Below are 20,860 nucleotides of genomic sequence, written 5' to 3'. Positions count from 1 at the left end.
ATGATGAATCTCGACCTGTCCTTCTACAACTGGGACGTCATCAGCAACTTCGTCGTGAAGGGCTTCTACTTCAGCATCATGCTGACGGTGGTGGCCACGATCGGCGGCGTGATCTTCGGCACCCTGCTGGCGCTCATGCGCCTGTCGGGCAAGAAGTGGCTCGACACCCCGGCCGCCATTTACGTCAACGGGATGCGCAGCATTCCGCTGGTGATGGTGATCCTGTGGTTCTTCCTGCTGGTGCCGGCGTCGTTCTACTCGCTGTTCGGCTCGGTGGGCTCCAACTACCGCTCCGAGATCTCGGCCGTGATCACCTTCGTCGCGTTCGAGGCCGCTTACTTCAGCGAGATCATGCGCGCGGGCATCCAGTCGATCCCGCGCGGCCAGGTGAACGCCGGCCAGGCGGTCGGCATGACCTACGGGCAGAACATGCGCCTGGTGGTGCTGCCGCAGGCCTTCCGCAACATGCTGCCGGTGCTGCTCACGCAGACCATCATCCTGTTCCAGGATACGTCGCTGGTCTACGCCATCGGTGCCTACGACATGCTCAAGGGCTTCGAAACCGCCGGCAAGAACTTCGGCCGTCCGATCGAGGCCTACCTGCTGGCCGCTGTCGTTTACTTTGTCATGTGCTACGCCCTTTCCTGGCTGGTGAAGCGCCTGCACAAGAAAATCGCCATCATTCGCTGACCTGAGTGCTGAACCGGAGAGAAACAAATGTCCGAAAAAATGATTGAAATCAAGAACGTATCGAAGTGGTACGGCCCGGTGCAGGTGCTCAACGATTGTTCGGTGAGCATCTCCAAGGGCGACGTGGTGGTGGTGTGCGGGCCTTCGGGCTCGGGCAAGTCCACCCTCATCAAGACCGTGAACGCGCTCGAGCCCTTCCAGAAGGGCGAGATCACCGTCAACGGCATTCCGCTGCACGACCCCAAGACCAACCTGCCCAAGCTGCGCTCCAAGGTCGGCATGGTGTTCCAGCACTTCGAGCTGTTCCCGCACCTGTCGGTGACCGAGAACCTCACGATCGCGCAGATCAAGGTGCTGGGCCGCACGCCCGACGAAGCCAAGACCCGCGGCCTGAAGATGCTCGACCGCGTGGGCCTGATGGCGCACAAGGACAAGTTCCCGGGCCAGCTGTCGGGCGGCCAGCAGCAGCGCGTGGCCATTGCGCGTGCGCTGTCGATGGACCCGATCGTGATGCTGTTCGACGAACCCACTTCGGCGCTCGACCCCGAAATGGTCGGCGAAGTGCTCGACGTGATGGTGGCCCTGGCCAAGGAAGGCATGACCATGATGGTGGTCACGCACGAAATGGCCTTCGCCCGCAAGGTGGCCAGCCGCGTGATCTTCATCGACGTGGGCGGCAAGATCCTGGAAGACTGCCCGAAGGACGAGTTCTTCAGCCACCCGGAGAACCGCCAGCCGCGCACCAAGGATTTCCTCAACAAGATCCTGCAGCACTGATTTCGCTGCGGCACACAAAACAAAGCCACGCTGTTCGCAGCGTGGCTTTTTTCATGGGCGCTCGCCGGTGTTCAGGGAAGCCGCGCGATGTGTTCCGTCAGCAGGTCGAAGAAGCCCTGCGCGTCGCCGTCGACGATCCAGTTCACGTTGGGTGTGCGGCGCAGGCTGCCGTACCAGTCGGCCACCGTCTGGCCGAAGCCCATGCCCTCGCGGCTGTCGATTTCCACGTGGATGCGCTTGCCGCGGAACAGCGAGGGCTGCAGCAGATAGGCGGTGACGGTGGCGTCGTGCACCGGCCCGCCGGGCATGTCGTAGTGCTTCATTTCCTGCGGCGCATAGGCGTCGAGGATGTCCGCGACGATGGCGCCGGCCCGGTTGCCCAGGCCGCGCAGCCGCGCGATGCGTTCGTCGCTCGTGAGGATCTTGTGCGTCACGTCCAGCGGCAGCATGGTGAGGGGTACGCCGCTCTGCAGCACCGCCTCGGCCGCGTGCGGGTCGGCGAACACGTTGAACTCCGCCGTGGGCGTGATGTTGCCGCCGTTGAAGTGCGCGCCGGCCATGAGCACCAGCTCGCGCAGGCCGCGCACGATGTCGGGCGCCTGTTCGAGCGCGAGCGCCAGGTTGGTCTGCGGGCCGAGCATGGCGAGCGTCACGCTGTTCTCCGGCGCCGCGCGCAGCATGCGAACCAGGTAGTCGACCGCGTGGCCTTCGCCCAGCGGCGCGGCGGGCTCGTACACGTCGACCCCCGTGAGGCCTTCCTTGCCGTGGATGTTGGCCGCGTAGATCGGCGTGCGCCGCAGGGGCCGCTCGGCGCCTGCGTAGACCGGAATGTCGGGCCGTCCGGCCCACTCGCAGGCCAGGCGCGCATTGCGCGAGGTCTTGGCCAGTGGAACGTTGCCGGCCACCGTGGTCAGCGCCTGAATGCCGAGTGCTTCAGGCGCCGCCATGGCGAACAGCAGCGCGATGACATCGTCCGCGCCGGGGTCCGTGTCGATGATCAGGGTGTGCATGGCGACATTGTCGCGGCCGACCCCGGTTCCCCGGCTTGCGCTTCGGCTGCTACTTCTTGCGCGCCGCGATCGCCTGCTCGGCCTTGGCCACCAGGTCGGCGCCCACGGTCGACTTCCACTTGTCGTACACCGGCCGCGTGGCCTTCACGAACGCGTCGCGCTCGGCCGGCGTGAGGCTGGTCACCGTCACGCCCATGCCGGCGATGTCCTTCAGCACGGGCTTGTCGGCTTCCACCAGGCCCTTGCGCGCGATGACGATTTCTTCCTTGCCCGCGTCGATGGCCGCTTGGCGCACGATGGCCTGGTCGGCCGGCGTCCACGAGGCCCAGATTTCCTTGTTGACCACGAACACCAGCGGGTCGGCCACGTAGCCCCAGGTGGTGACGAACTTCTGGCCCACGGTCTGCATCTTCAGCACCGTGAACAGGAACAGCGGGTTCTCCTGGCCGTCGACCGCGCCGCTGGCGAGCGCGGGCTGTGCGTCGGCCCAGCTCATCTGCGTGGGGTTGGCGCCCAGGGCGGTGAACATGTCGGAGTAGATGGGCGAGCCCACCACGCGGATCTTCATGCCCTTGATGTCGGCCGGCGACTTGATGGGCTTCTTCGAGTTGGTGATTTCGCGAAAGCCGTTCTCACCCCAGGCCAGCGGCACCACGCCGGCCTTCTCCAGCGTCTTGAACATGTCCTTGCCGACCTCGCCCTGCGTGAGCGCGTCGATGGCCGCGTAGTCGGGCATCAGGAAGGGCATGGAGAACAGGTTGAGCTGCTTGACCTGCGGCGACCAGTTGATGGTCGAGCCCACCGCCATGTCGATCACGCCCTGGCGCAGCGCGCTGAACTCGCGCGTCTGGTCGCCCTGGATCAGCGAAACGCCGGGGTACAGCTTGATGTTGATGCGCCCCTGGGTGCGCTCCTTCACCATGTCGGCCCAGATCTTCCCGGCCTGGCCCCACGGCGTGGGCGGGCCGAGCACCAGCGACATCTTGTATTCGGGCTTGTAGGCTGCCTGCGCCATGGCGCCGGTCGAGAACATGCCAAGGGCGGTGGCTGCGGCGGCAAGGCCGAGCAGGGTGCGGCGGAATTTCATGAAAGGTCTCCTTATTGTGTTGAACTGAACCGGGTACTGAAATCTTTGGCCGGGGCTGTCGGCCACGCGTCAATAGCCCAGCTTCCTCGGCAGCCACAAAGCCAGCTCGGGGAAGATGATGACCAGGACCATCACCACGAACATCGAGAACAGCATCCAGCCCACCCAGCGCACGGTTTCTTCCATGCGCACCTTGGCGATGCGGCAAGACACCATCAGGTTCACCGCGAGCGGCGGCGTGAACTGGCCCAGCGCCACCTTCAGCGTGAGGATCACGCCGAACCACACCGGGTCCCACTTGTAGTACTGCACGATGGGCAGCAGCAGCGGCACGAAGATCAGGAAGATCGACACGCCGTCCAGAAACATGCCCACGGTGATCAGCAGCAGGATCAGCAGCGACAGGATGCCGTACTCGCCCAGCCCCGAGTTCACGATGGCGCGCGTCACCGGGTCGATGATGCCCAGCGTCGACAGCGAGTACGCGAAGATGCCCGCGAGCGACACCACCAGCAGGATCACCGCCGACAGCTCGCCCGACTCCCGCAAGATGACGAACAGGTCGCGCACCTTGATCGTGCGGTGGATGCACATGCCCACGAACAGGCCGTAGAACACCGCCACCACCGCGGCTTCGGTCGGCGTGAACCAGCCCGCGCGCATGCCGCCCAAAATCAGCACCGGCGCGGCCAGCCCCCAGGTCGCTTCGCGAAAGCTCTTCCAGAACGGCGGGCGCGGCAGCGTCGATTCGAGCGCGCCCATCTTGTGCTTGCGGGCCAGCCACACGGCCGGAATCATCAGCGCCAGGCCGGCCATCACGCCGGGAATCATGCCGGCCGCGAACAGCGCCGGCACCGAGGCGCCCGGCACCAGCACCGAGTACACGATGAACGCGACCGACGGCGGAATCAGGATGTCCGTGGCCGCCGCGGCGCCCACCACGCTGGCCGAGAAGGCGGCCGGGTAGCCCGCGCGCGACATGGCCGCGATCATCACCGCGCCCACGGCCGCGGCATTGGCCGGCCCCGAGCCCGAGATGCCGCCCAGGAACATTGCCACCGCAATCGCCACCAGCGGCAGCATGCCGGGGCCGCGGCCCACGATGGCAATCGCGAAGTTGACCAGCCGCAGCGCCACGCCCGATCGGTCGAAGATGGAGCCGACCAGCACGAACATCGGAATGGCCAGCAGCGGGTATTTGCCCAGGCCCGCGTAGAAGTTCTGCGGCACGGCCAGCAGGCCGAACCACTGGGCGTCGCCGTTGGCCAGCGCGATGCAGGCGGCGCCTGCCAGGCCCAGCGCGGCGCCGATGGGCACACCCACCAGCATCATCGCGACGAAGGCGACAAAGAGCAGCGTGGCGATCACTTGGCGTCGCCCTTGCTGTCGGAGGCGTAGTTGGTCTTGCGGCCGCGGCGCACCATGAGGCCCACCGCGCGCAGCGCGATCGCATACGACACGATCGGCAGCCACATGGAGTACCACCAGGCCGGCAGCCCGATGCCCGGCGTGGTCTCCTCAAAGCGGTAGTCGTCCCACACCATGCGGATGCTGAGCGTGCCGATGAGCGTGAACAGAATGGCGATCATCAGCGCGCCGAACTGCGCCAGCCGCTTGCGCCGCGCCATGGAGCCGCTCTCCGAGAAGTACTCGATGCGAATGTGCCGGTCGCGCGCCACCGCCGCCGAGCCGGCCACCAGCGCCAGCATGATCATGAGGAACACCGAGAACTCTTCGGTCCACGCGAACGACGAATCAGTGAAGTAGCGCACCAGCACGTTGGCGAAGGTGATGAGCGCCAGCGCGCCCATGATGAGGACGGTGAGCCAGTCTTCGATGGCAAGGGGAACCTTGGTCGGTTCGTCGGCGGCTTCGATGTCGGGGGGGAGGGGGCTGGCGGCGTCCAGCGTGGGGCCGGACTCGGGTGGTGTTGTCATCGCAGAAGGTCAGTGAGGCAAGAACGCCATGTCACCGGGCGGACGCCGGGACGCGTTCCGTACACCTCGACAGGGAAACAGCCATCGATGCTAGGGGGTCGATGACCACTCATGCATCGGGGGTTTCCTTAGCTGGGTGGCTCTTTTCAGGGCGGCTTTCGGGGCGTGTGCGCAGGCCGCCGGGTACTCCCCTCCGCGAATGTCCCCCGGCCTGCGGCCTCCTCCTTTATTTCGCTGCGGGGAGCACCCGACGCCCTGCGCACGATGAGTGCGGCTGTGGGGTTGGTGGGTCGAGCGCTGCGGTGGATTGCAGATGGACGTGCGGGGGCGGACCACTGAGCTTTTGTTGGAGACGGGCGGTGGATAGGCCGCGGTCGACTTCGGAATGACTGCGTTCAATGTTCCCTTCAGGCTGAGTGCTGTCGTTCCGGCCTTGCGGTCCAACGACTGTTGCTCTCAGCTTCGGCCACTAGGTTGTTCTGGGGCCGAGAAGACGCGGCCCCTAGATCGGTCAATTTATGACTCATGTTCAGGACGCTTCTGACAAGATACGCCACAGGGCCCATCGCGAGTTTTGCTCTGGCGGCAGAGTAGCCGCTACGCGAGCGGAGAACTAACGGTTCCATCGCTCGTAACCTACCAACAGGAGACACCTTGTCTACTCAAGTCGACATTTGGACCACTGAACGCATTCGTAGCTTGACGAAGCCTGAGGTGCGTAACCTTCGCAGCAATGCCTTTGCGCGAGGAAACCAAGTTGTTGTGGAACGGTGCGATCAGGTCCTGAATACCGGGGTGACAGGCCGATCTGGTCGCACTAGGCGGGCAGAGTGCGCTGGGATGGGCAGCCCAGAGACCGCCGCAATGGAGATTGCAGAACTCTTTACAAACCTGCCGAGCGTCACCAATGTCCGGAACGCACAGGCTCGGCTACGGCGACTCTCCGACCCAGCCGCGACCTTTTCAGTGCTATGGCGCCAGTACATCAATTGCGGGTTCTCCAGTCAGGAAAAGAGCGATCCTGATACGCCTCTGGGCCGGTTCGCCAAAGGTGACTCGCCGCTCATGGACCTGCAGTCGATTCTCGACCGTGGCGAGGATTCTGAGTGGATCGCAGCCGAACTCGCGGCTGCCGGCCTCAATCGGATGACCCAGAGGAAGACGAAGCTGGTCCTCTCAGCGAGGGAGGCGTTTGCGGCGGCGAAGGGGCACGACGATCTGCTGGTCAATGGGCGCGCTGGCTCCGGACTAGACGTCTTTCTCGATCTAGCGAGTGGCCGTGCCAATGACCGCGACATCGCCACCTCGGCAAAGTTCAGTCAGCGCATTAATGCGGGACAGCTGTATGGCATCGGCCACAAGCAGATCCGAAACATCCTCGTGAATACCGGCCTTGCACACAACGTCATTCCGATTGACTCTCGATGGAAAGAGTACGTTGGTCATCGGATGCACTTCGATGCGGCTGATCTTGCGCAGCGCCCCCGCTATCTTGAAATCGAGGACGTGATTCGCAAGGCGTTGATGCTTGCCCAGGAGCGCCGAAACGACATCCCAAATCTCGCTGTGTTGGACGCGGTTGTCTTCGCGGTCCAATCAGCTGAAGGACACGCCGTTGGTGGCTGGACCGGGGCTTGATCGAGGGGCGCGCAGCCGTCGCTGGTGTTCACGGCAGCACGACTTCGGTCACATTGGACTAACAACCCGTAGCCTTGCCAAATGACCGCAAGCAGCCTACGTCGCGCTTTCCCAGCTTGTGCGGTAACGGACCGCAACCGCTGCATTGCAGCCGTTCATGACGGGTCGCATCTGTGATCGTGATGAACGTCCAGGACCAATAGACAGGCGGGCGCTTCCGTACGAACTGAATTCGACGATGTTGAGAGCCAAGCTCGCCTAGGTCGGTACGTGAAAGACTAGTACTGTCAGGATGAGTTCGCGGTTCGCATCGCCCTTGCTACTCAAAACATAGCGAAAACCACTCTCATGCGGCCAGTTCACAGGCCGCTTGAAGTTCGGATGTTGCTTCATCGTCGCGTCGACGCCGGTAAGGACCGTGCTGGTATCTACTCCGCGATTGAATACCAGGATCGCCGTCTTGCCATCGCGCCAAGTGGCATAGCCAAGCAGCTGGTCGATCGCTTCGCCGAATGCCTTTGGCCCTTTCCAGATCTTGCACTCGGCGATGAAGACGTTGCGATCACCTTCGCGTAGAAGGATGTCGGTCTTGCCCCCCATGTTGAAGGTCTCGCCGGTGGCCTTGCCTTCAAACTGGCCGTTCAGCTGCACGAGGAAGTGCTGTCGCAGCGCCTCTTCGTTCATCGACTTGAAGGCCCCAGGGCTGCGCTCCATGACGATCGCCATGTCCTGCATGATTTTCAGGGCCTGTTCGTACTGCTCCATCGCCCAGGCCGGCTCCGGTGTGAACGGCGCGGAAGATGCCGGGGGCAAAGATGGCGCGGCGTTGCGGCGTGTCGTCGGGATGGCATAGGTCCTTGGCGCATCGTCACGTCGTCTGACTGGAATGCCGAGAGCAGAAGCACGCTGCGACTGCGCAAGCAGTCTGGCCCGACGTTGTTCGATCGTCTGCATTGCAAGGCCAGACAATGCCGCGTTGTGCGCCTCGATCATCGGCTTCTGCCAGCTGATGTGCCGTTCGATGTCCTGCAAAGCACTATCAATCAGCGGGCGTACGTCTCTGGGCGAGTCGGCCGGACTTTCATAGCGGAGGATCAGCTCATTGCCGATAACAACTGCTCGTGGCGGATTCGAGCTCATCATGTTCGACTGTGAGTAGAAGAGTTCTGCCTCTCCCTCGAACGGGATGCGAACCTCCGTCCGCTCTCCCGGAATAAGCACTGGCCTGCTCGTGTCACTGATGTAGCGCATCCGATCGTGGCGCACGTCGATCTGAATTTCGGTCGTGTCGGCATACCAGTCGTCACGGAGTAACTTGATAGGCTCAATCCTGAACTTCTCTACAAAATGCTCGGCCAGATCACTGGGAGCTGTATTGAGAAGCCGATTGCCGTCGAGCTTCTCGATCTCCAGCCGCAAGGCGTCCTGCGTGTTCCTGATCGTCCCTGACAGATCGTAGGTACAAAAGAGCAGGCCTTTGCTCTTATCGATGCTTCCAAACATGTGTGCTCCTATTCCCGAGGGTACTTTTTGTATTTCATCCAGCGTAGTTCTGGTCAACCCGGCGGTCAATGGCAGAAGCCGATGGAGGATTCAACCGGACCAACTTTCCCTCATCACGAAGGCCTCAGCCGCCTTACCCCAAAACCCTTGTTCCCCAGGCGGGCCGCGAATCCGCAGCCCGCAGCCCGCAGACCAGCCGCTACCCGCCGGTCTCAGGCGCCCTGTGTCGCGCCTTCTCGTTCAACTGAAACAGCTCCCCAGCCTTGCGAGCCAGTTCAGCCGCAAGCCAAAGCAGGTTGTCCAGTTGTCGAGGCCCGCTCCCGCTGCACCAGTCGATGTCTTCCCCGTGGCAGACCCACAGGAGTGCTTCGAGTTGGGAGAGGGTGTTTTCGAGACGATCCGCCGGGTCTTGGGCGTTGTCTTCGGAAGCTCCGGGCGTACGAGGCCGGGCTATAGTCTTGGTAGCCATTTTTGTGCGTTCCTTTCCAAGGTGATTGCACGGATTTGGTTAGACGGTCGGGGTGCTCGTAACACCCTGGCCGTCGCCTTTTGATACCTCGCATTTGCATCGCTGCTTTCGCACCGACAACCTGCCGCGAGGCAAGCAGCCTTCATACATCTCGGTGTGTGGGTGTGTGGCGCCTTTCTTCTTCCCTAGGTGGGATATCGAGTGACAGGGGCATCCACTTTAGAGAAGAGCGCTGGCGCAGTGGCCGTTTCTTGCCGCACGAAGTCTCGGCAATCGCCAACAAATGCAGCTTCCGCAATGCGCCGCGCGCGTGCCTCAGGGGCCACGCGGTCTCAGTGCGCAACCGCGCTGAACGCGCAGGCCGATGGGGTGCCTTGCGCAGCGAAATAAAGGAGGAGGCCGAAGGCCGGGGGACATTCGCGGAGCAAGGTACCCCGTCGGCCTGAGCGCCCCCCGAACGCGAGCAGAAAGAGTCAGTCCATCCAGGACCGCGCCCGGTCCAGATGCTCGCGGCATTCGCGCACCATGCGTTCGAGCAGCTCCGCGCAGGTCGGAATGTCGTCGATCAGGCCGATGCACTGGCCCGCCGACACCACGCCGTTCTGCACCTCGCCGGATGCCAGCGCCGCCTTGCCGCGCGCGCCGGCGACCAGCGGGCGCACCTCTTCGAACTCGCAGCCGCCCGCGCGGTTCTCCATCGCCACCACCTCTTCGGAGATTGCGTTGCGGAACACGCGCGCGGTGTTGCGCATGGTGCGAAACATCAGCTTGGTGTCGCGCTCGGTCGCATCGACCAGCGCCTGCTTGATGTTGTCGTGGATGGGCGCTTCCTGGGTCACGCAGAAGCGCGTGCCCATGTTGATGCCCTCGGCGCCCAGCGCCAGCGCGGCGGCCATGCCGCGCCCGTCGGCGATGCCGCCCGACGCGATGATCGGAATGCGCAGCTTGCGCGCCGCAATCGGCAGCAGCACCAGGCCGGGCACGTCGTCCTCGCCCGGATGGCCCGCGCACTCGAAGCCGTCGACCGACACCGCGTCTACGCCATTGCGTTCGGCCGACAGCGCATGGCGCACCGAGGTGCACTTGTGCACGATCTTCACGTCATGGCGTTTCAGCGCCTCGATGAAGTCCTTCGGGCTGTTGCCCGCGGTCTCCACGATCTTCACGCCGCTGTCGATGATGGCCTGCACGTACTCGGCATATGGCGGCGGCTTCACCGACGGAAGAATGGTGAGGTTCACGCCGAAGGGCTTGTCGGTCATCGTGCGCATGCGCGCGATCTCGTGGCGCAGGTCGTCGGGCGTGGGCTGCGTCAGCGCCGTGAGCACGCCAAGGCCCCCGGCGTTCGACACGGCCGAGGCCAGCTCGGCGTGGCCCACCCATTGCATGCCGCCCTGAATGATCGGGTAGCGAATGCCGAGCAGCTCGGTGATGCGGGTCTTCATCGGCGCAGCCTCTTACAGCGCCTTCACCAGCTCGGGCACGGCCACGAACAGGTCGGCGACGAGGCCGTAGTCGGCCACGCTGAAGATCGGCGCTTCTTCGTCCTTGTTGATCGCGACGATGACCTTCGAGTCCTTCATGCCGGCCAAGTGCTGGATGGCGCCCGAAATGCCCGCTGCGATGTACAGCTGCGGCGCGACGATCTTGCCGGTCTGGCCCACTTGCCAGTCGTTGGGCGCGTAGCCTGCATCCACTGCAGCGCGGCTGGCGCCCAGGCCTGCGTTGAGCTTGTCGGCCAGGGGCGCCATCACTTCGGTGAACTTCTCGGCGCTGCCCAGGGCACGACCGCCCGAGACGATGATCTTGGCGGCCGTCAGTTCGGGGCGTTCGCTCTTGGTGACCTCACGGCCGACGAAGCTGCTCTTGCCGCTGTCGGCGACGCCTTCAGCGGTTTCGACGGTTGCAGTGCCACCGGTGGCCGCTGCAGCATCGAAGCCGGTCGTGCGAACCGTGATCACCTTGGTGGCGTCGCTGCTCTGCACGGTGGCGATGGCGTTGCCTGCGTAGATCGGGCGCTCGAAGGTGTCCGGGCTGTCCACCTTGGTGATGTCGCTGATCTGGGCCACGTCCAGCTTGGCAGCGACGCGAGGCGCCACGTTCTTGCCGTTGGCGGTCGAGGGGAACAGGATGTGGCTGTAGTTCGCCGCGATGGCGAGCACCTGAGCGGCGACGTTTTCAGCGAGGTTCTCGGCCAGGCTCGGGCTGTCCGCAGCGATGACCTTGGTCACGCCTGCGATCTGGGCTGCGGCCTTGGCGGCTTCGGCAGCGTTCGCGCCAGCAACCAGAACGTGCACTTCGCCACCGCAAGCTAGGGCCGCAGTCACGGTGTTGAGGGTGGCCGGCTTGATGCTGGCGTGGTCGTGTTCGGCAATAACAAGTGCGGTCATGTTCAGATCACCTTCGCTTCGTTCTTCAGTTTGTCCACCAGCGCTGCAACGTCGGGCACCTTGATGCCGGCACCGCGCTTGGGCGGCTCGCTGACCTTCAGGGTCTTCAGGCGGGGCTTCACATCGACGCCCAGGTCTTCGGGCTTGAAGGTGTCCAGCTGCTTCTTCTTGGCCTTCATGATGTTCGGCAGCGTCACGTAGCGCGGCTCGTTCAGGCGCAGGTCGGTCGTGATGACGGCCGGCAGCGTGAGGGTCAGCGTTTCCATGCCGCCGTCGACTTCGCGCGACACGGTGACCTTGTCGGCGGCCAGGTCGACCTTCGAGGCGAAGGTGGCCTGCGGCAGGTCGGCCAGCGCAGCCAGCATCTGGCCGGTCTGGTTGGCGTCGTCGTCGATGGCCTGCTTGCCCAGGATGATGAGTTGGGGCTGTTCCTTGTCGACCAGCGCCTTGAGCAGCTTGGCAACCGCCAGGGGCTGCAGCTCTTCGGTCGTTTCGACCAGGATGCCGCGATCGGCACCGATGGCCATCGCGGTGCGCAGGGTTTCCTGGCACTTGGCATCGCCGCAAGAAACAGCGATGACTTCGGTCACGATGCCCTTTTCCTTCAGGCGAACCGCCTCTTCGACAGCGATCTCGTCGAACGGGTTCATGCTCATCTTCACGTTGGCAATGTCCACCCCGGTGCCGTCGCTCTTCACGCGCACTTTGACGTTGTAGTCGACGACCCGCTTCACGGGCACAAGAATCTTCATGGTTGCTCCTTCGGATATCGGATGAGGTTCACTCGAGCTTTGCGCCCGATTGCTTGATCAGGCGCTCCCACACCGGGCGCTCTTGCTTCCAGGCGGCGGCAAAGAGTTCGGGTGAGCTGTCCTTGATTTCGAAACCCATGGCCGCGATGCGCTCGCGCACTTCGGGCTGTTGCGAGGCCTTGCGCACCTCGTCGGCAATGCGGTCCACGATGGCCTTGGGCGTCTTGGCGGGCACCGCGAAGGCGAGCCAGCCGGTCACGCTGTACGCCTCGTCCTTCAGGCCTTGCTCGGCCAGGGTGGGTATGTTGGGCAGCGCGGCCATGCGGCGCTCGCCGCTCACGCCGATGGCCCGGACCTTGCCCGCTTCGATGTGCGGCTTGGCCACCAGCGCGCTGGCATAGGCCATCTGGATCTGGCCGCCGATCAGGTCCTGCATCATCGGCGCCTCGCCCTTGTAGGCGACGTGGTTCATGTCGGCCTGCTGCGTGAGGCTCATGTGCGCGCCGGCCAGGTGCGGGTAGGCGCCCACGCCGTACGAGCCGTAGGCGACCTTGCCCTTGTTCGCGGCCACGTACTTCAGGAGTTCGGGCGCGGTCTTCACCGGCACGCTCGGATGCATCACCAGCACCAGCGGCCCCATGGCGACCTGGTAGACCAGCGTGAGGTCGCGCTGCGTGTCGTAGGGCAGCTTGTCGTAGAGGAACTCGTTGGTCAGCAGCGAGTTGCTCAGCGAGAAGACGACGGTGTAGCCGTCGGGTGCCGACTTGGCGACCGCGTCGGTGCCGATGATGCCGGCCGCCCCGGGCTTGTTGTCGATGAGCACGGGCTGGCCCAGGCCGGCCGACATCTTCTGGCCCAGCACGCGCGCCAGCACGTCGGTTGCGCCGCCTGCCTGGTAGGGAACCACCAGGCGGATCGGCTTGTTCGGATAGGGCGCCTGCGCGTGGGCGGGCGCCCACGCGAAGAGCGCGGCGGCCGACGAGGCGGCGCAAAGCAGGGCCCTGCGGTTGGGGCGTTGTGCAGTCATGGCTTGTCTCCAGTCTCTGGTTATAAAAAAGTCACTTCAGCGCGATGCGCGTCTTGAAGGGCAACGGCGCCAGCGCCTTGAGCAGCTGTTCGTGCAGCGGCGCGGCCAGCGCACCCGCCGCCGCGGCGTCGATCTGCACATGCACCAGGCTTTCGCCTTCGGTCTTCACCACGGGCCGCGCGGCCTCGCCCACGCCGAGCGCGGCGCACACCTCGGCCACCGTCGCGGCCACCACCTGCCGCGCGGCCATGGCGCGCAGCTCGGGCTTGTAGATCTTTCCGACGTTGGTCATCGGCATGGCCTCGATCACCGACACCCACTTGGGCCGGGCGGGCGCCTCGTCCACGCGGCCGGCGGTGAAGGCCAGCAGCTCTTCTTCGGTCGCCGAGGCGCCGGGCACCAGCGTCGCGAAGATCACCGGCAGCTCGCCCGCATAGGCGTCGGGCGCGCCCACGGCGGCGCACAGCTGCACGGCGGGGTGCGCGCCCAGCGCGTCCTCGATGGTCTTGGGGTCGATGTTGTGGCCGCTGCGAATGATCAGGTCCTTCGAGCGGCCCGTGAGGTTAAGGCGCTCCTCGCTGTCGATCCAGCCCAGGTCGCCGGTGGCGAGCCAGCCGTCGGCCGTGAAGGCCTTGGCGTTGTCGGCCGGGTCCACGAAGCCCGAGAACAGGTTGGGCGACTTGAACAGCACCATGCCCTGTTCGCCTTGCGGCATCTCGCGGTCGCTGGCGTTGCCGTTCTCGTCGAGTGCCACCACGCGCATCTGCATGTACGGCAGCCGAAAGCCCACGCAGCCCGCGGGCCCGCTCACGCCCGGCGGCGTGATGGTCGAGATGCCGGCCATCTCCGTCATGCCCAGGCTCTCGTGCACATGCAGGCCGAACAGGCGCTCGAAGCGCGCGGCCAGTTCGGGTGAGAGCACCGCGGCGCCGGTGCGGCAGTAGGTGATCGACGAAATATCGGCGCCGTCCAGCGGCACGTTGGCCAGCGCCGCGAGCACGGTGGGCACGGCCGACAGCGAGGTCGGCCGGTACTTCGCCACCAGCTTCCAGTAGTTGGCCAGCACCTCCTTGTTGCGCAGCAGCGAGGGCGTGGGAATGATCACCTCCACGCCCGCCGACAGCGCTGACAGCGACGCCGGCAACACGCCCGCCACATGGAACAGCGGATAGCCGTTGATGGAGATGCCGTTCTCGTTCATGCCCGCGACCTGCACGCTGGCCCAGGCGGTGAACACCTGCGCGCCGTGGCTGTGGCGCGCGAGCTTGGGCGCACCGGTGGTGCCGCCGGTGTGGAAGTAGGCCGCGATGTCGGTGGGGGCGATGTCGCGCCCGCTCACGAGGCGGTCGGTCGGCTGCGCGGCGCGCAGCACGTCGAACTCGGCCACGCCCTCGGGGAGTTCGCCCGCCGCGCCGGGTGCCTCGTCGTGGGGCGCCACGCGCAGCACGGTGGTCAGCGTGGGCACCTGGCCGCGCAGACGCATCGCCTTCGACCACATGCCCGACTCGCTGTCCGAGCCGTAGGCGATCAGCACCTTGGCGCGCGCGGCGGTCATCAGCGCGACCAGCTTCTCGTCCGTCAGCAGCGGGTTCAGCGGCTGCACGATGCCGGCCGCCTCGCCGCCCCACAGCGCCAGGTGGTACTCCAGGCAACCGGGCAGCAGCACCGCGACCGCGTCGCCAGGCCCCACGCCCAGCGTGTGCAGCAGGTTGGCGGTCTGGTGCAGGCGCGCGAGCAGCTCGGCGTACGACCAGCGGATCGGCTCGTCGGCCGGGTTGCCCGTGCGCAGGAAGGTCAGCGCGGTCTTGTCGCCGAAGGCATGGCCCGCGTTGCGAAAGATCTCGTAGGTGCTGCGCACCGTGACCGCCTGGTCCAGCGGCGTGGCTTCGAGCCGGTGGATGTCCGCGAGGCTGCGCACCGGGAACGCGGGGCGAAACGGCGTGCCGACCGGGGTCTTGTAGTTGTTGGCGTGCTTGTCTGTCATGTCTGTCTCCTTGGTGTTGTCGCCCTGCCGGCCCGGCCGGTTCTGGTTCTACTGGTTCGTGATGTGGTTGTCGCGAATGACCTTGCCCCAGCGCTCGAAGTCCTGCTTCATGCGCACGCCGGTCTGCTCGGGCGTGCGGTAGGCCGCGAAGGAGCCCACGCTCTCCAGCTTGTCCTGCACTTCCTTGTCGGCCAGCGCCTTCTTCAGCTCGGCGCTCATGCGCTCGACCACGTCCTTGGGCGTGCCGGCAGGGGCCAGCATGCCGCCCCACGAGGTGGCGTCGAAACCGGGAAAGCCCTGCTCGGCCACCGTCTTCACGTCGGGCAGCAGGCTCACGCGCTTGCCCGAACCCACCGCGATGGCGCGCACCTTGCCCGCACGGATGTGCGGAATCACGGCCACCAGGTCGGAGAACATCGCCGGCACCTGGCCGCCGATCAGGTCGGTCACGGCCGGCGCGCTGCCGCGGTAAGGCACGTGCTGCATGTCGAACTTGCCGATGTTCTTCAGCTGCTCGGTCGTCAGGTGGCCGAAGCTGCCGGCGCCGGCCGTCGTGTAGTTGAGCTTGCCGCCTTCGGCCTTGGCCTTGGCGATCAGGTCCTGCAGGCTGTTGACGTCGGGCAGCGACTTGGGGTTGACCACCAGCACGATCGGCAGGTCGTACACCGAGCCCACGGGCGTGAAGTTCTTGAAGATGTCGTAGCCGCCGGTGGCGCCGTACAGGTGCGAGGCCAGCAGCGTGGGCGTGGCCAGCATCACGAAGGTGTAGCCGTCCGGCGCGGCGCGCGCGGCCGTGGCGGCGCCCACGGTGCCCGAGGCGCCGCTGCGGTTGTCGATGACGATGTTCTGCTTGAGCGCGAGCGACATCTTCTGCGCCACGATGCGCGAGGCCACGTCGGTCGGGCCGCCGGGCGGGAAGGGCACGATCAGCGTGATCGGCTTGCTGGGCCAAGCTTGCGCGAAGGCGCTGCCGGCCACGAGTGAAAGGGTGAGGGGAAGGGCCAGGGCAAGGAGTGCGCGGCGAACGGGATTGCGGAGGGAACGGAAAGCGGGGGAGGCCATGGACTTCTTACTTCAGGGATGCACAGGGGAACAAGGGAAAACGGCGCGTCTTGCTCAGACCACGCCACTCGATTTCAGCGCGGCCAGCTTTTCATCCGACAGGCCGAGCAGGGACTGCAGCACGTCGTGCGTGCCTTCGCCCAGGGTGGGCGGCGCGCTGCGCACCGGCAGGCGCTCGCCGTCGAAACGGTAGGGCGGCGCCAGCACGTCGACCGTGCCGGCCACCGGGTGCGGTTGCCGGGTGACCAGGCCGGCATCGGTCGCGCGCTTGGATTGCAGCGCCTCCAGCAGGCCCAGCACCTCGCCGCACGGAATGCCCGAGGCGGTGAGCTTTTCGAGCAGGCCGGCGCGCGGGCGCTTGGCCAGTTCGGCGTGCAGCTCGGGCAGCAGCACCGCGCGGTTGGCCGAACGCAGGATGTTGGTCTTGAAGCGCTCGTCGGCCGCCAGGTCGGGCCGTTCGATCACCTCGGTGCAGAAGCGCGCGAACTGCGCGTTGTTGCCCACGGTGATCACCAGCGGGCCGTCGGCCGCGTCGAACACGCCGTACGGCACGATCGACGGGTGCGAGTTGCCGTAGCGCGGCGGGTCTTCGCCCATCAGCAGCGCTTCGAGGCCGTAGTAGGCGGTGATCATCAGGCCGCAGTCGAACAGCGCCATCTCCACGTGCCGGCCCTTGCCGGTCTTCTCGCGCTGGTACAGCGCGGCAAGGATGGCCTGCGCCGAGTACATGCCGGTGAACAGGTCGACCACGGCCACGCCGAACTTCAGCGGCGGCTGGTCGGCTTCGCCGTTGAGCGCCATCAGGCCGGCTTCGCCTTGCACGACGAGGTCGTAGCCCGGGCGCGCGGCCTCGGCGCCGGTGCGGTCGTAGCCCGAGATCGAGCAGTAGATGAGGCCGGGCTGCTCCTTGCTGAGCTGCTCGTAGCCCAGGCCCAGCTTGTCGATGCCGCCGAACTTGAAGTTCTGGATCACCACGTCGCACTGCTTGGCCAGGTCGCGCGCGATCTGCTGGCCTTCGGGCGTCTGCAGGTCGAGCGTGACCGAGCGCTTGTTGCGGTTCACGCTGTTGAAGTAGGCGGTTTCGGTCTTGCCGACACGCAGGCCCCAGTCGCGCGTGTCGTCGCCGCGGCCCGGGTGCTCGACCTTGATCACCTCGGCGCCCATGTCGGCCAGCACCATGCCGCACCAGGGGCCCGCCAGGATGCGGGACAGGTCGAGGACGCGCACGCCGGCGAGCGGCAGCGATGAATTCAATAGAGGCATGACACAGACTTCGGAGAAACGAGAAAGCCCCGCACAACGTGCGAGGCATGAAGTGAAAGCAGCACGGGTCGGGTCAGGACGCGTCCTTTGCCTTGTCGTGGCGCAAGGCGACGAAGTCGGCCTTGCGCTTGCCCAGGAACGCGCCGATGCCCTCGGCCGCTTCGGCGTCGCCCTGCGACTCGACCATGAACACGGCCTCGGCGTCGAGTTGCGCTTCGAGCGTGGCGTGGTGCGCCTGGCGGCACAGCGTCTTGATGCGCGTGGTGGCGCGCTGCGGGCCGGTCGCGACCTTGGCCGCGAGCGCCACGGCCTCGGCCAGCGCCGCGCCCTTGTCGGTCAGGCGGTTGACCGCGCCTAGCTGGTTCAGGCGCTCGGCCGTCATGCGGTCGCCGGTGAGGCACAGCTCGGTGAGCACCTGGCGCGAGACGAACTCGGCCAGGAAGGCGGTGGCGCCGCCGTCGGGCGTGAGGCCGACCTTGACGTAGGCCACGGTGTAGAACGCGTCGCGCGCCGACACCAGCATGTCGCAGGCCAGCGCCATCGACAGGCCTGCACCGGCCGCGCCGCCTTCGACCGCCGCGATCACTGGCTTGCTGCAATCGCGCAGCGCGCGGATCAGGTTGTTCAGGCCTTCCAGGATCTGGCGGCGTTCCGCCATGGGCAGCTCGCGGCGCTTGGCCAGCAGGTTCAGGTCGCCGCCGGAGCAGAAGAAGTCGCCCGCGCCGGTGAAGACGATGGCGCCGACTTCGGGGTCCTGCTCGGCGTCGGCGAGCGCGGCGCTCAGCTCGGCATACAGCGTCGGCGTGATCGCGTTGCGCGCGCCGGGGTTGCTGTTGGTCAGGATGCGCACGGCGCCTTCCTGCGAGATCAGCACGGTCTTGCTCGTCGTGTCCGTCATGCCGCGATCTCCTTGCCGAGCTGGATGTAGCGCTGCAGGTGATGGTCTTCGTCGCCCAGCTGGTGGTCGATCATCACCAGGCGCTTGGCGTAGTGGGGCAGGGGCAGCTCCCACGTCATGCCGATGCCGCCGTGCATCTGGATGCTTTCTTCGGCCACCAGCGCGCCGATGCGCCCGATGCTGAACTTGGCGGCCGACAGCGCGCGCTCGCGCGTCACGCGGTTGCCCGTGTCGAGGGCGGCCGCGGCGTTGATGACGGCCGAGCGGGCCTGCTCGATCTCCAGCAGCAGGTCGGCCATGCGGTGCTGCAGGGCCTGGAAGCTGCCGATGAGCGTGCCGAACTGCTTGCGCGTGCGCAGGTAGTCCAGCGTCGCGGTCTTGGCGGCTTCCATGGCGCCCAGCGCTTCGGCGCACAGCGCGAGCACGCCGCGGCCGATGGCGCGCTCCAGCGTGGCGTGGCCCTGGCCTTCGGCGCCCAGCAGCGCGTCGGCGCCCAGCTTCACGCCGTCGAACGCGAGTTCGGCGACACGGCCACCGTCGATGGACGGGCAGCCGCGCACCGTGAGGCCTGCGGCTTTCGCAGCTTTTGCGGGCACGAGGAACAGCGAGATGCCGGCTTCGTCGTCCACGTTGCCCGAGGTGCGCGCGGAGACCAGGAACAGGTCGGCCTGCTCGCCTTGCGGCACCACGGCCTTGGCGCCGTGCAGCACCCAGCCATCGCCATTGCGTTCGGCCTTGGTGGCCACGCGCGTGCGTTCGTAGTGCGTGTCGGCTTCGTCGTGCGCGAAGGCCACGACGCTCACGCCGTTGATGACGTCGCCGAGCTTTTCCTTCTGCGCCTCGGTGCCGGCCACGCTGAGGGCCTCGCCGACCATCACCGCGCCCAGCAGCGGCTCGACGACGAGGCCGCGGCCCAGGGCCTCGAAGACCACGGCAATGTCGAAGCCGCCGCCGCCGAAGCCGCCGTCGGCCTCGCTGAACAGCGCGCCGATCACGCCGAGTTCGGCGAACTGCTGGAAGATTTCCTTGCTGAACCCGTGCTGCGACTTCGCGATGCGGTCGCGCGCGTCGAAGGCGTACTGCTCGCTGATGAAGCGGTTCAGGCTGTCGGCGAGCATGCGCCGGTCTTCGGTGTGTTCGAAGTTCATTGCGTGTCTCCTTACAGGCCCAGGATCATCTTGCTGATGATGTTCTTCTGGATTTCATTGGAGCCGCCGAAGATCGACAGCTTGCGGTTGTTGAAATAGCGCGAGGCGGCGGCCGACGCGTAGTCGGGCCCGAAGGTCTCGCCGGTGTACCCGTCCTTCAGCGCCTCGGCCACGAAGGGGCGGCCGTACACGCCCATCGCGCGGCGCGCCAGCGACGAGATTTCCTGGCGGATCTCGGTGCCGCGGATCTTCAGCATCGAGCTTTCCGCGCCCGGCACGCCGCCGCCGGCCACCGCCGCGATCACGCGCAGGTTGGTCGTCTTCATGTTCTCCAGGTCGATCTCCACGCGCGCCAGGCGCGCCGCGAAGGCCGGGTCGTCCGCCAGCGGCTTGCCGTTCTTGGTCTGCGAGGCGGCAATGCCCTTCAACTGTTCGAGCGCGGCCACCGAGAAGCCCACCCCCGCGATGTTGGTGCGCTCGTAGGTCAGCAGGTACTTGGCGCAGGTCCAGCCCTTGTTCTCCTCGCCCACCAGGTTCTCGGCCGGCACGCGCACGTCGGAGAAGAACACTTCGTTCACTTCATGCTCGCCGTCGAGCGTGATGATCGGGCGCACTTCCACGCCGGGCGAGGTCATGTCGATCAGCAGGAAGCTGATGCCCTCCTGCTTCTTCGCCTCGCGGTTGGTGCGCACCAGGCAGAAGATCATGTTGGCGTGCTGGCCCAGCGTGGTCCAGGTCTTCTGGCCGTTCACGATGTAGTGGTCGCCCTGCGCGTCGATGCCGCGCACGGCGGACGTCTTCACCGCCGCCAGGTCGGAGCCGGCGCCGGGTTCCGAGTAGCCCTGGCACCACCAGTCGTCGCCGTTCAGGATGCGCGGCAGCCAGCGCTGCTTCTGCGCCTCGTTGCCGTACTTGATGAGCACCGGGCCGAGCATGTTCACGCCGAAGGGCACGATGCGCGGCGCGAAGGCCAGCGCGCATTCGTGTTCGAAGATGAACTTCTCGACCGCCGTCCAGCCCGGGCCGCCGTACTGCTCGGGCCAGTGGTTGGCGAGCCAGCCGCGCGCGTTCAGCGTGGCGTGCCACTCCTGCATGTCGGCCTTTTCCAGGATCTTGCCGCCGCGCACTTTCTCGGACAAGCGCACCGGCAGCTTGTCGGCCAGGAAGGCGCGCACTTCGCTGCGGAAGGCTTCTTCTTCGGGGGTGAAGTTCAGGTCCATCGCGC

The 20,860-nt window shown here is 65.9% G+C and carries 18 protein-coding genes; 3 read left to right on the top strand and 15 right to left on the bottom strand.

The window, feature by feature from the left end; genetic code table 11:
* Both ACSFBM_RS22325 and ACSFBM_RS22320 read left to right on the top strand, forming a co-directional pair.
* On the top strand, window positions 1–690 hold the full coding sequence (locus tag ACSFBM_RS22325; RefSeq protein WP_435486318.1) for an amino acid ABC transporter permease: 690 nt from the start codon (window positions 1–3) through the stop codon (window positions 688–690).
* Window positions 691–729: 39 nt separating this feature from the next.
* Window positions 730–1,467, top strand: a complete 738-nt coding sequence (locus ACSFBM_RS22320; protein ID WP_435486461.1) for an amino acid ABC transporter ATP-binding protein — start codon at window positions 730–732, stop codon at window positions 1,465–1,467.
* A gap of 71 nt (window positions 1,468–1,538) precedes the next feature.
* Here ACSFBM_RS22320 and ACSFBM_RS22315 read toward each other — a convergent pair whose 3' ends face one another.
* From ACSFBM_RS22315 to ACSFBM_RS22300, 4 genes are all read right to left on the bottom strand, one after another.
* Window positions 1,539–2,477 (bottom strand): nucleoside hydrolase, encoded by a 939-nt coding sequence (locus ACSFBM_RS22315; protein ID WP_435486317.1) that lies wholly within the window; start codon window positions 2,475–2,477, stop codon window positions 1,539–1,541.
* A 49-nt stretch (window positions 2,478–2,526) separates the two neighbouring features.
* Complete coding sequence (locus ACSFBM_RS22310; protein WP_435486316.1) at window positions 2,527–3,564, bottom strand: DctP family TRAP transporter solute-binding subunit; 1,038 nt, start codon at window positions 3,562–3,564, stop codon at window positions 2,527–2,529.
* Window positions 3,565–3,633: 69 nt separating this feature from the next.
* Window positions 3,634–4,932 carry a TRAP transporter large permease gene (locus tag ACSFBM_RS22305; RefSeq protein WP_435486315.1) on the bottom strand — a complete coding sequence of 433 codons (1,299 nt, stop codon included), beginning with the start codon at window positions 4,930–4,932 and terminating at the stop codon, window positions 3,634–3,636.
* Window positions 4,929–5,501, bottom strand: coding sequence for a TRAP transporter small permease (locus tag ACSFBM_RS22300; RefSeq protein WP_435437966.1), 573 nt, complete (start codon window positions 5,499–5,501; stop codon window positions 4,929–4,931). Before ACSFBM_RS22300 ends, ACSFBM_RS22305 begins: the two co-directional genes overlap by 4 nt.
* A gap of 864 nt (window positions 5,502–6,365) precedes the next feature.
* On the opposite strand from ACSFBM_RS22300, the gene ACSFBM_RS22295 reads away from it, so the two are divergent.
* A complete protein-coding gene (locus tag ACSFBM_RS22295) occupies window positions 6,366–7,139 on the top strand; it encodes a hypothetical protein (RefSeq protein WP_435486314.1) in 774 nt (257 codons plus the stop codon).
* A 258-nt stretch (window positions 7,140–7,397) separates the two neighbouring features.
* Here ACSFBM_RS22295 and ACSFBM_RS22290 read toward each other — a convergent pair whose 3' ends face one another.
* The 11 genes from ACSFBM_RS22290 to ACSFBM_RS22240 form a co-directional block, all read right to left on the bottom strand.
* On the bottom strand, window positions 7,398–8,642 hold the full coding sequence (locus ACSFBM_RS22290; protein WP_435486313.1) for a hypothetical protein: 1,245 nt from the start codon (window positions 8,640–8,642) through the stop codon (window positions 7,398–7,400).
* A 942-nt stretch (window positions 8,643–9,584) separates the two neighbouring features.
* Complete coding sequence (locus tag ACSFBM_RS22285; protein WP_435486312.1) at window positions 9,585–10,556, bottom strand: NAD(P)H-dependent flavin oxidoreductase; 972 nt, start codon at window positions 10,554–10,556, stop codon at window positions 9,585–9,587.
* A 12-nt stretch (window positions 10,557–10,568) separates the two neighbouring features.
* Window positions 10,569–11,501, bottom strand: coding sequence for an electron transfer flavoprotein subunit alpha/FixB family protein (locus ACSFBM_RS22280; RefSeq protein WP_435486311.1), 933 nt, complete (start codon window positions 11,499–11,501; stop codon window positions 10,569–10,571).
* Window positions 11,502–11,503: 2 nt separating this feature from the next.
* Entirely contained in the window at window positions 11,504–12,253 is a 750-nt protein-coding gene (locus tag ACSFBM_RS22275; protein ID WP_435437975.1) for an electron transfer flavoprotein subunit beta/FixA family protein, read from the bottom strand.
* A 28-nt stretch (window positions 12,254–12,281) separates the two neighbouring features.
* Window positions 12,282–13,280, bottom strand: a complete 999-nt coding sequence (locus ACSFBM_RS22270) for a Bug family tripartite tricarboxylate transporter substrate binding protein (RefSeq protein WP_435486310.1) — start codon at window positions 13,278–13,280, stop codon at window positions 12,282–12,284.
* Between the two features lie 31 nt (window positions 13,281–13,311).
* Window positions 13,312–15,198 carry an acyl-CoA synthetase gene (locus ACSFBM_RS22265; RefSeq protein WP_435486309.1) on the bottom strand — a complete coding sequence of 629 codons (1,887 nt, stop codon included), beginning with the start codon at window positions 15,196–15,198 and terminating at the stop codon, window positions 13,312–13,314.
* A gap of 114 nt (window positions 15,199–15,312) precedes the next feature.
* On the bottom strand, window positions 15,313–16,326 hold the full coding sequence (locus ACSFBM_RS22260) for a Bug family tripartite tricarboxylate transporter substrate binding protein (RefSeq protein ID WP_435486308.1): 1,014 nt from the start codon (window positions 16,324–16,326) through the stop codon (window positions 15,313–15,315).
* Window positions 16,327–16,380: 54 nt separating this feature from the next.
* Window positions 16,381–17,589 (bottom strand): CaiB/BaiF CoA transferase family protein, encoded by a 1,209-nt coding sequence (locus tag ACSFBM_RS22255; RefSeq protein WP_435486307.1) that lies wholly within the window; start codon window positions 17,587–17,589, stop codon window positions 16,381–16,383.
* A gap of 73 nt (window positions 17,590–17,662) precedes the next feature.
* Window positions 17,663–18,487: an oxepin-CoA hydrolase, alternative type gene (locus tag ACSFBM_RS22250; protein WP_435486306.1), complete on the bottom strand. Its 825-nt coding sequence runs from the start codon at window positions 18,485–18,487 to the stop codon at window positions 17,663–17,665.
* Entirely contained in the window at window positions 18,484–19,635 is a 1,152-nt protein-coding gene (locus ACSFBM_RS22245; protein WP_435486305.1) for an acyl-CoA dehydrogenase family protein, read from the bottom strand. Before ACSFBM_RS22245 ends, ACSFBM_RS22250 begins: the two co-directional genes overlap by 4 nt.
* Window positions 19,636–19,646: 11 nt before the next feature.
* The gene (locus ACSFBM_RS22240) at window positions 19,647–20,855 is read right to left on the bottom strand and encodes an acyl-CoA dehydrogenase family protein (protein WP_435486304.1); all 1,209 of its coding nucleotides are present in this window, start codon (window positions 20,853–20,855) and stop codon (window positions 19,647–19,649) included.
* Window positions 20,856–20,860 lie beyond the last annotated feature (5 nt).

This window comes from Variovorax pasteuri, assembly GCF_051216435.1.
GTDB lineage: Bacteria > Pseudomonadota > Gammaproteobacteria > Burkholderiales > Burkholderiaceae_C > Variovorax.
This window is presented reverse-complemented; position numbering and strand designations above follow the sequence as displayed.